General features: G+C 56.2%; 10 protein-coding genes. 5 read left to right on the top strand and 5 right to left on the bottom strand.

Translation table 11 applies throughout. The annotated features are described in order from the left end of the window. Nucleotides 1-8 precede the first annotated feature (8 nt). Together mcrC and MB02_RS17215 are read right to left on the bottom strand one after the other, a co-directional pair. The gene (mcrC, locus tag MB02_RS17210) at nt 9-1,136 is read right to left on the bottom strand and encodes a 5-methylcytosine-specific restriction endonuclease system specificity protein McrC (protein ID WP_067540834.1); all 1,128 of its coding nucleotides are present in this window, start codon (nt 1,134-1,136) and stop codon (nt 9-11) included. Beyond that, entirely contained in the window at nt 1,136-3,373 is a 2,238-nt protein-coding gene (locus MB02_RS17215) for an AAA family ATPase (RefSeq protein ID WP_206598609.1), read from the bottom strand. Before MB02_RS17215 ends, mcrC begins: the two co-directional genes overlap by 1 nt. Before the next feature lie 337 nt (nt 3,374-3,710). Here MB02_RS17215 and MB02_RS17220 point away from each other — a divergent pair, with 337 nt between their 5' ends. The 5 genes from MB02_RS17220 (at nt 3,711) to MB02_RS17235 (ending at nt 5,703) form a co-directional block, all read left to right on the top strand. Beyond that, nucleotides 3,711-4,085, top strand: a complete 375-nt coding sequence (locus MB02_RS17220; RefSeq protein ID WP_156495579.1) for a hypothetical protein — start codon at nt 3,711-3,713, stop codon at nt 4,083-4,085. Nucleotides 4,086-4,212: 127 nt separating this feature from the next. Beyond that, nucleotides 4,213-4,455: a hypothetical protein gene (locus MB02_RS17225; RefSeq protein WP_156495580.1), complete on the top strand. Its 243-nt coding sequence runs from the start codon at nt 4,213-4,215 to the stop codon at nt 4,453-4,455. A 148-nt stretch (nt 4,456-4,603) separates the two neighbouring features. Next, nucleotides 4,604-4,846 carry a YecR family lipoprotein gene (gene yecR, locus MB02_RS18200; RefSeq protein ID WP_407919345.1) on the top strand — a complete coding sequence of 81 codons (243 nt, stop codon included), beginning with the start codon at nt 4,604-4,606 and terminating at the stop codon, nt 4,844-4,846. Between the two features lie 81 nt (nt 4,847-4,927). Continuing rightward, on the top strand, nt 4,928-5,254 hold the full coding sequence (locus tag MB02_RS17875) for a hypothetical protein (RefSeq protein WP_170304782.1): 327 nt from the start codon (nt 4,928-4,930) through the stop codon (nt 5,252-5,254). Nucleotides 5,255-5,505: 251 nt separating this feature from the next. Beyond that, nucleotides 5,506-5,703, top strand: a complete 198-nt coding sequence (locus tag MB02_RS17235) for a hypothetical protein (RefSeq protein ID WP_067540846.1) — start codon at nt 5,506-5,508, stop codon at nt 5,701-5,703. A 492-nt stretch (nt 5,704-6,195) separates the two neighbouring features. On the opposite strand, the gene MB02_RS17245 is transcribed toward MB02_RS17235, so the two are convergent. The 3 genes from MB02_RS17245 to MB02_RS17255 form a co-directional block, all read right to left on the bottom strand. Continuing rightward, the gene (locus MB02_RS17245; protein WP_067540852.1) at nt 6,196-6,378 is read right to left on the bottom strand and encodes a hypothetical protein; all 183 of its coding nucleotides are present in this window, start codon (nt 6,376-6,378) and stop codon (nt 6,196-6,198) included. Nucleotides 6,379-6,660: 282 nt separating this feature from the next. Beyond that, nucleotides 6,661-7,974, bottom strand: coding sequence for a relaxase/mobilization nuclease domain-containing protein (locus MB02_RS17250; RefSeq protein WP_067540855.1), 1,314 nt, complete (start codon nt 7,972-7,974; stop codon nt 6,661-6,663). Continuing rightward, the gene (locus MB02_RS17255; protein ID WP_067540858.1) at nt 7,971-8,330 is read right to left on the bottom strand and encodes a plasmid mobilization protein; all 360 of its coding nucleotides are present in this window, start codon (nt 8,328-8,330) and stop codon (nt 7,971-7,973) included. Before MB02_RS17255 ends, MB02_RS17250 begins: the two co-directional genes overlap by 4 nt. Nucleotides 8,331-8,522 lie beyond the last annotated feature (192 nt).

The raw sequence follows: 8,522 nt of genomic DNA on the forward strand, positions 1-8,522 counted from the left end.
CGGGCTATTCAGTTTGTGAGGCGGCTGGCAAGCGGGAGAAGACGAAGCCGCTCGATAATGTCGGAGCTTGGCAGCGTCAGGTCGATTGTGACGAGCCGCATCCTGTGTCCCTGAACGATGGCCGCTTCGTCAATTTCCTGTCCGATTGAAGGATAGAGGAGCCAACCTTCACAATCGAGCGAGAGCGGATCGGCTGGCGCTTCCTGACTGCGCAGGTAAGTGTAGAGCTGGTAAAGGTGGCCAGTCTTGAAGCGCTCTGTGTCAAATCGCGACGTCGCCAGCGCGCCCGTGAATTTCGTGTCGATAATGATGCGCCGACGCTCAGTTTCATTTTCGAGAATGATGTCTGTAATCATGATCGGCATGAGCGCCGAAAGTCCCTTCGACGCAGATTCGATGGGCCAAGAAAATTGCCTGCCAGGATAGACGCGCCAGCCATCATCTCTGGAGAGCTCGGCAGCAAAGAAATTGCCGATGGCCTTCTCAAACAATTTGCGAAACTCGGTTTCTTCGCGCTGCGCTCTCGGGATGGACCTTGCCCCAGCCGTTTCCATCGGCAGGATCAGATCGTAAACTGCCCTTGCAAGCGACACCATCAGACGGTCATCGCCTTCATGTCGGGCAATCTGGTCGGCCGCCATTTCCGAGCGCGTGGGCTCTTTGCCTGATACACCCACTCGTCCCAGATCATTGCCAATCGTACGACAATGGTGAGCGAGATCGGCGTCATCTAGGATTGATGAAAGTCTGACCAGTGCAGCGCGAACCAAGCGGTTGCGCGGCGTATCAATGGTCAGCTCGTCAAAACGACAAGCGACCTCTCCCCGCCGAAACAGGTCTTCGGAGACTGTTTTCAGTATGTCGATCCGTCCGCGTATCCGCTTCAAGGTTTCTTCGCGGCGACGATAACCGAAGCTCAGATTGCGCCGCAGGCGCTTCTCCACGGCAAAGCAGAGCAGGCGGGCAATGAGCGATTTAAGGTCGGGAGATTCTTCAACCTCGGCTTCGAACCGTTCACTGAATTGCGCGAGACCTGACGCATAGAGGAAAAGGAGCCATACATTCCTGATCGGAATTTTGCCGACGAAGCTGTCGTCGGCTTCCTCACTCGGAATTTCGAGCTCAGCGCCGAGCATTACAGGGCTTCCAGAATGCGCCCCGTAAGCTTCCGTGCGCGGTCGGGGTTATCGTACCAATATTCTTCCAGAAGCGGGGCGATCTCGGTGCTCACAATCTGGCGCAGCCATTCGCGCGGATCGTCGATCTTCTCCGCTTTCGCGGCCGTCACATAGCTATGGCCGACGCGAAATTGCGGCCCGAGTGAACGGTCGCTGGCGATCTCGTTATTCAGTTCGCCGAAGAGCCGCTGGATCAGTTCGACCGATTCACCGTCAATGCCGGATTGCTCTTCGCACCATGCCTTCCAACGATCATTGAGCCTTGGCTCCAAGCTCACAAAGGCAAATCGGCGACGTAGCGCCAGATCGACGAGCGCAAGCGAGCGGTCAGCAATGTTCATCGTGCCGATCACATATAGATTGTCAGGGATGAATACCCGTTCGCCCTGCTTTTGTCTGTAAGCAAGCTCGATTGCCTCGTCTTCGCGCCGCTTGTCACGTTCAAGTAGGGTGAGCATTTCGCCGAAAATCTGCGCGGGATTCCCGCGATTGATTTCCTCGATAACGACAACAAAGGGACGGTCGCGCTCGGCTCTTGCCGCCTCAACAGCTTCAAGGAAGAGGCCATCAACGAGCGAAAGCTGTCCGTCACCATCAGGCCGCCATCCACGAACGAAATCTTCGTATGAAAGCGATGGGTGAAACTGGATCGAGCGCACACGCTTGCGCGAGACCTTCTTATCTTTGGTGCCGATCAGCGCGTACCCGAGACGCTTGGCAAGCCACGTCTTGCCTGTTCCTGGCGGGCCTTGCAAAATGAGGTTCTTCTTCTGCCTGAGACGCTCCAAAGCATCGGACAGTTCGGCATCGTCGAGAAAGCAACCTTCGGCGACGATGCTCTCCAGATCATACTTTTCGAAGGTCGCCTCATCACCCTCGACCTCGATTTCTTCGGCGTCATCTTCGAAGAAGGGTTCGAGCGTGGACGTGGCCTTGGGGCGATATTTCTTCGCAAAATAGGGCACGCGCAGCCAGAACTCGTAATCCTGTTTGTGATCGCCGAAGGTGAACTGGATCAGACGACGGGCGAGATCGTCGGAGGCATCCGCCTCCACGACGGTCACGCGGTATGTGTAGAAATACCATTCCTTTGGCGGATCGAGCTTTTCCCAATCGACCTTGACCGACTTCGCGTCCGTCGAGGCCTCGGTGATCGTTCCAATGGCCTTGATCCGCATGCAGGACACGACTTTGTCCTGATTATCAAAGGGCAGCTTGTATTTCTGCGTGAAAGACGCCTTGATTGCGATGCGGTCTCCGACCTGCATACGGCTGATATGGTCCGAGAACTTGTCGTCATACCCGTTCTGCCAAATGCCTTCCTCGACAAATCTGTCGGTCTGGTCTTCCGTGCCGTCACCCCAGACTGCGCCCACAAACCAGAACCGTCTGTTGGGATCATCGAAGATGTCGCTATCATCGCTCATTGTCGGTGCAGGTGCCTCGTCATCTGGGTCTTCTTCTTTAACCTTGAAGCGGGACTGGACATCTTTGAACAGCGCCAGCGCCGTTTCATGGTCGAGATAGGTTTCGCGACCCTCTGGGGTCAAAGCCCAAACTCCGCGCTTCTTGCTGTCCAGAAGGCCAGCTTTAGCTAGGTAGAATCGTGCCCAACCGACCTTGTTCTCGAACTTTGATTGCCCGCCCTTGGTGACGCCGTTCAATTCGTCGTCTGGGACATCCGTTCTCTCACGCACAGACGCATAAACGTCTCTTGCCTCGGCAGAGCCTCCGAGAGCGCGGAGCGCGTCGAGAACCAAAGGAAAATATTGAACGAATCTCGGGCCAGCCGCCTTGCTTGGCTTCTTGATTGAAGTGTCGGAAAAGGGAGGATCAACAGGTGCCGATTGTGCCCAATCGAAAGTTCGCTCCTGTTCCTGCCTAACGAATTCTTCGGGTGACGTGACGGACCTGCCGTGCCGCTTGGCAGCTTCAACGAAGCCTTCAATTGCAGTGTCTTCCATGTGGCCCGTCCGAAGGCCGTTCTTGTTGACGACTATCGAGGTGATGAGTGGCCAGCCTCGTGTTGCAGCAGACTCCACGAGTTCTTCAAGGTGGCGGTTCATTGCGTAGCGAACTTTCGACCACTCCGCGTCATGGGCCTTCGCAATGTCTCCATAGCTCAGGAAATTCCGCTGCTTCGCCGCATCGACGATAGCGCGGTAAGTAATAGCGAGATCAAGATATTCAGACATGCAACTAGGCTACCGCATTGAAACGACCTCAGGTAGCAAGTTTTGCGCTTTATCCCGTTGAATTGCGCTGTTGCCTATGGCCCGCGCTCTATGCGTTTCCGCACCGAGCCAAGGTCTCGGCCCATGCGGGTGACGATCGCTAACGGGGTTCTATCCTAAGGGGCTTTGCCCCTCGCGCCCGCAAGGCATCCAGACGTATCCACCTCCATTTGCATTTCGGCGGAGCCTCGGCCGGAGCCTCCTTGCAGTTGCACCCCCACTTCTCGGCGAAGCGCCAGGGTTGCATGGCGCAACCCATTCCCATTCGGGAGTGATATTCGAGAAGGAAAATGAGGAGATGGAACAAGTTCAAGAACCAGTACGAGCAGGAAGCCTTTGGTATTATAGGGACGGCGGGAAACGCCTGAGTCTCAAGAAAATTCGCCAGTCAGCCGACGCCTCGCAAATGACAGCGTTCATGCGGGAGAAGATCACGGCAGCGGATAGGCTACCAGAACCGCAACGCTCGCAGGCTTTTCGCTCATTGCGAGCTGAAACTTTAGCAGAGCTGCGCAATGTCATAGGTGCATATCGTGACCTGGCGCGGCAGGGTCAGCCATCTTGTGCAGACGTGCAATGCAGCTTGTATGTAGCTACCTGTTATCTGCGATTTGAATTCGCAGCGCTGCAAGTCATCGACGAGAAGGCCGCCCGACAACTCAGCCTGTTTTGAGCGCCGCGCTATTGGGGCGCGGCGCAATCAGATTCAGATTGAATTTTGTTCTTGAATGTGCAGAACATTGTGGGAACAAAATAGAACGATGTGGAACTGTCCAACGAAAGCTATCCCTCGCGAGCATTTGCTCCGAAATGCTCTTGAAGCCCTCGAAAGGGTTCAGGCAGCGATGCTGTGCGAGGATTTTCTGCCCGACCATGAGGAAGCCTTGCGGGTGATCCGCAAGCACGGTTGCCTCGAAGAGCGTTACCTGAAACGCTTCGAGATCGCGCTGCGCGATCCCTGCCTGTCTCCCGACATGCGCTACGAGGCAACGGGACAGGCTATTCGCCTGATGCGGCGTCAGCTTGGGCCACTCTTTTGCTGACTGTATAAATATACAACAAATACATGACCTTGATCCCGATTATGTTGTACTATCGATGGCGATAATCAACAGAATAGGGGAATAGATGAGATTATTTTGCACTTTGGTGATTTCAAGCTTGCTCACAGCTTGTGCAACTCCCGTCACGATGTCCGCAACGGGCGGGAGCAAGGCTGACGGAGTTGTAGAGATGTCTTATGAGTATGGGGAATTCGAAGAGCCCGTAGTTAATCCGCAACAAGGAGTCGAAGCTGCGACAAAACGCTGCAAAGCTTGGGGCTACAAAACGGCTGAGGCATTTGATGGCGGCATCAACACCTGTGTTATCCCAGGCGGACTCGGTGGCTGTTCGACAATGAGAACGACGGTCTCATACCAATGCACCAATTAAGGCACCGATTGCTGCCTGTTTCCCCCATAGACCTACCGCTTCGAACGTAGCTGAGAGCCTCCAAGCAGAAGGAGGCAGTTTATGCAGCGGCCATATTTTCGATCTCTGAGCGAGTGCCGCGTCGATCTTTACGATATGTGTCTCGGCCTTGCGGAGACACTTCAGGTATCACTCGCTGAGTTCGCCGAAGCTATGGGGGTTCTTTCGAAGCGAGAGCTCGCAGCCATGCGAGGCCCAGAAAATGCCCGACCTGCGATCTCAATCACGAAATTGACTACAATCATGCTGGCCCTTCAGGATCAGGTGAATGCAGCCTACTTCCGACAGTTGCAGGAGGCTTGGCCTTCCGACGAGGTGCAGGGCGAACTCTTTCCCTACGACGATGAATACGACGATTGTCCGTTCTGACGGCCTGCATGTGTCAGTCCGATGCTCCTATGAAGATCACATGCTCACGGAAATGTGCCCCTCGGCTTCTCTTCATGGGGACTAAGACCCGTCCCGTGCGGGGATCAATGCGGCTCGCTTCCTTCGTGCAGCTCCGCCTCCGTGAACGGGCTAAAGGCATTTGACCCCGCGTGGGCAACCCCCGTGTCTTTTCAGTGCTCCCATGAAGCCGACGGGCTCATCCGTTCGGCGAAGTGAAAAGGAGCATCAAAATGTCTGACACCAACACAAACCGTCCCGCCTTCCGTCTCTATTCCGTTAATGGCGAAGGTAAGTCCGCCCGCTGGACCGATATCGGAGTGGCCTGGCCGACCCGCGACGGGAAAGGCTTTTCTCTGAATCTGAACGCCCTTCCGCTCAATGGCCGTATCGTCATGCGCGAAGTGACCGAGAAAGAGGCCGCCGCTTAGGCGGCCTCAAACCCTAATATCTATTAAAATCTTGTCTTTGTTGGCCGGATATGCCCAAATATCCGAAGAACAATATAGGAATTTAATGTTATCATTTCTTCATACAAAATCCCTCGAAAGTAACCTGAAATCTGTCGAGGATTTAATAAGACAGAACCCAGAGCTAGACTACGTGACGCCGATGGGCATGGCGCTTGAAGCGGTCTCAACCGCACTGCCAGACGGAATATCGCAAGAGCCGTGTGCCGCTACCAGAGCGATGGCGGTGAACCTCGCAAATTCGGCAGCGGACGCTAACAGGATGGGGCTCGATAACTATTGGGCCTCTTTCACAACGGTTTCTGTCTTTTTCTCCGCAAGCGACTTGGTTGCCAAAAACCCGAAGAACAGCGCTGCAAAGCTCATTTGCGTCAGAGCGCTATCGATCATCGCAGACTATCGCCACTAACTAGCAGGTCATTCAGCGAAAGGCCGCCTGAGGCGGCCTCTCCCTCATTGGGGGCTGATACCGCGACGGGCCAATTCGTCGCGGATCATCAGCAGGGCAGTCGAGGCGTTGCTGAAAGTAGCGCTGAGGCGTGGGTTGCTTGCAATCTCGCGCGTAGCTCGCTGAAACAGGTCGCGAAGCTGGGCCTCGCTTTTGGCTTTCAAGCCGTCTTTCGTCAGTCGGAACATGGCATCCTCCCTTGGAGTTTTCCGCTGCCCACCATGGGCCGCGTTACGGGAGGAGTGGTTGAATCCGAGGCTTTGACAGATGCATTGCCCGCAATCGAAAGTACGACTGGAGAAGGCTTTACGCCTTGCATCCCACCGTCATGGGAATCGGATTAGAAGCTCTGGTCTGGGTAACAACGCGGCAGCCGTGTTTGGGAAAAGAGAAAACCGATAGCGAGGAGACCGTTCAGGCTGAAAGGCTTGGGAGCGGCGAGCGCTAGCTATGCACTTACCGTTTCGAGACTACCGCCCGAGTTCAAGTCCGCGCGTCGGCGCGCTTCGGGATTGCTCCCTCGCTTGCCCTGCGCTCCGCGAGAATTCGCTACGGATCGTTTGCTGACTGCCATCCCGCATGAGGCGATAATTGGCTGCCTGATTGTGCAGGCTCAAAATCTGCCGCGCATGGCGCTCACGCGTCTGTTTGATCTGCTCTTGCAACTTGCGACGTTCGGCATGTTGAGCGTTCAGCATGACCTGACGCTGATCGCGGTCGCGGCGCAGCGCGTGATAAGCCTCGAACTCGTTCTTCTTGACCATCTTGGCATGGTCGCCCGTCAGGCGATCCCAGAGGCCCCGCACGCCCGTCCGCAGGCGACTTGCCCGCTCTTTGGTCTCGCGCTGCCAACGCTCGCGCTGGCCTTTGGCCATGCGCTGGCGCTCTTCGGCGTGGCACGCACGCAGTTCCTTCTTCTTCTCGGCGAGCGGTTTCAGAGCATCCCGCGCCATGCGCTTGGCTTCTTGGAGGAAGCCATCGAGACGAGGCGCAATGGCCTTCGCAATATGCGCCTTGGTTTCCTCGACACTACGTAAGGCGTCCGCCTTGCCGAGGCGTGCTGTCACGTCTTTGGCCTTCACGCCGATCAGGCGCGAGAGGGCGAAGACCTCGCCCTCATATGTGACGGCGACATGGGAGCGCCTGTCGCCCTTCGCCAGATACAGACCACGCTCTTCGAGCGCATGGGCAAAGGTTTGGGCATTATCGGAGACCGCCCAGCATTCTTGGGCAATCCCTTTGACGGACTTGGCATCCAGCCCCGCGCGCTTGGCCTGTTGCCATTCGTCGAGCGTGAAATTGCGCGGATCACGCGCTTTGCTGTCCATCAGGCCGGACGGCATTTTCCAGCCGTTTTCGAGATAGAGTTGCTTCGAGACATCGCGCAGCTTGGACTTGAAGAAGGAGAGCTGTTTGGCGGTCATGGTCTCGGCGTCAATCCGCGACCAGACCGCATGCGCATGGCGCCGGCCTTCCTTTTCATGGAAGACCACCATGCGGGGCTGACCTTGGAGGCCTAACTTTTCCTCAATGGAGGCGAGAGCGCCTTCAAAGACCTCGATGGCTACGTTCTCGGTTTCGGGGGGATTGAGGGAAACGGAGAAGAGATATTGCTTGCAGCGCGTCCCCTTTGCCATCGCCTGGGCTTCTTTCATCGCGCCCATGACGTTCTCGGACATGAAGCCACGGACTTCATGCACCTCGACATGCTCATTCTCTTCAGTTTTGAGGAGGTGCTGACCGAGTTGCGCCGCCCCGCTGCGCTGAGAGGCCTTGAGGATCACGGCGTGACCTCCAGTCCCAAGGCCTGAATGAGCAGCTTCCGTATCTCGGCAATGTCCTTTGAGGCATCCAGCAATGCCTCCTCTGTTTCGGGCGTGACGGGCAGCGTTCCGAGATTGGCTTGCTTGGCGAGCTGATTGAGGTTGTTCGCGATGCGTGACTGGCCGAGCTGGCCAAGAACCCGCAGCAGGGAATCTTGGTCGATCTGGCTGAGACGCTTGCGGCGCGGTGGCTGATCGAGAAGGCGCGAGCGGATATAGGCTCCGAGCGGCATGCCCTCAGCTTGCTCTGAGAGCCTTGCCCGCTCTTCAAAGGAGAGGCGGAGCGAGAAGGGAGGATCGTATGGCTTTCGTGCCATCCAGCCCTCCGATCTCAAGACCTACGACGACGCCTCCGCACGGTCGCCAGACGACGGTCGCGCGGTGCGTCCTCGTCCTCACCTTCAAGTTCATCGGGATCGAATGTCTGGCTGAGGCTGGTGTGCTGGAGAATCTTCTCCCAGCCCGCCAATTCCTCTAGGATTTGGTTTGTAAACACTCCCTCAGAGTGC

This window comes from Croceicoccus estronivorus (assembly GCF_001625325.1).
Lineage (GTDB): Bacteria > Pseudomonadota > Alphaproteobacteria > Sphingomonadales > Sphingomonadaceae > Caenibius > Caenibius estronivorus.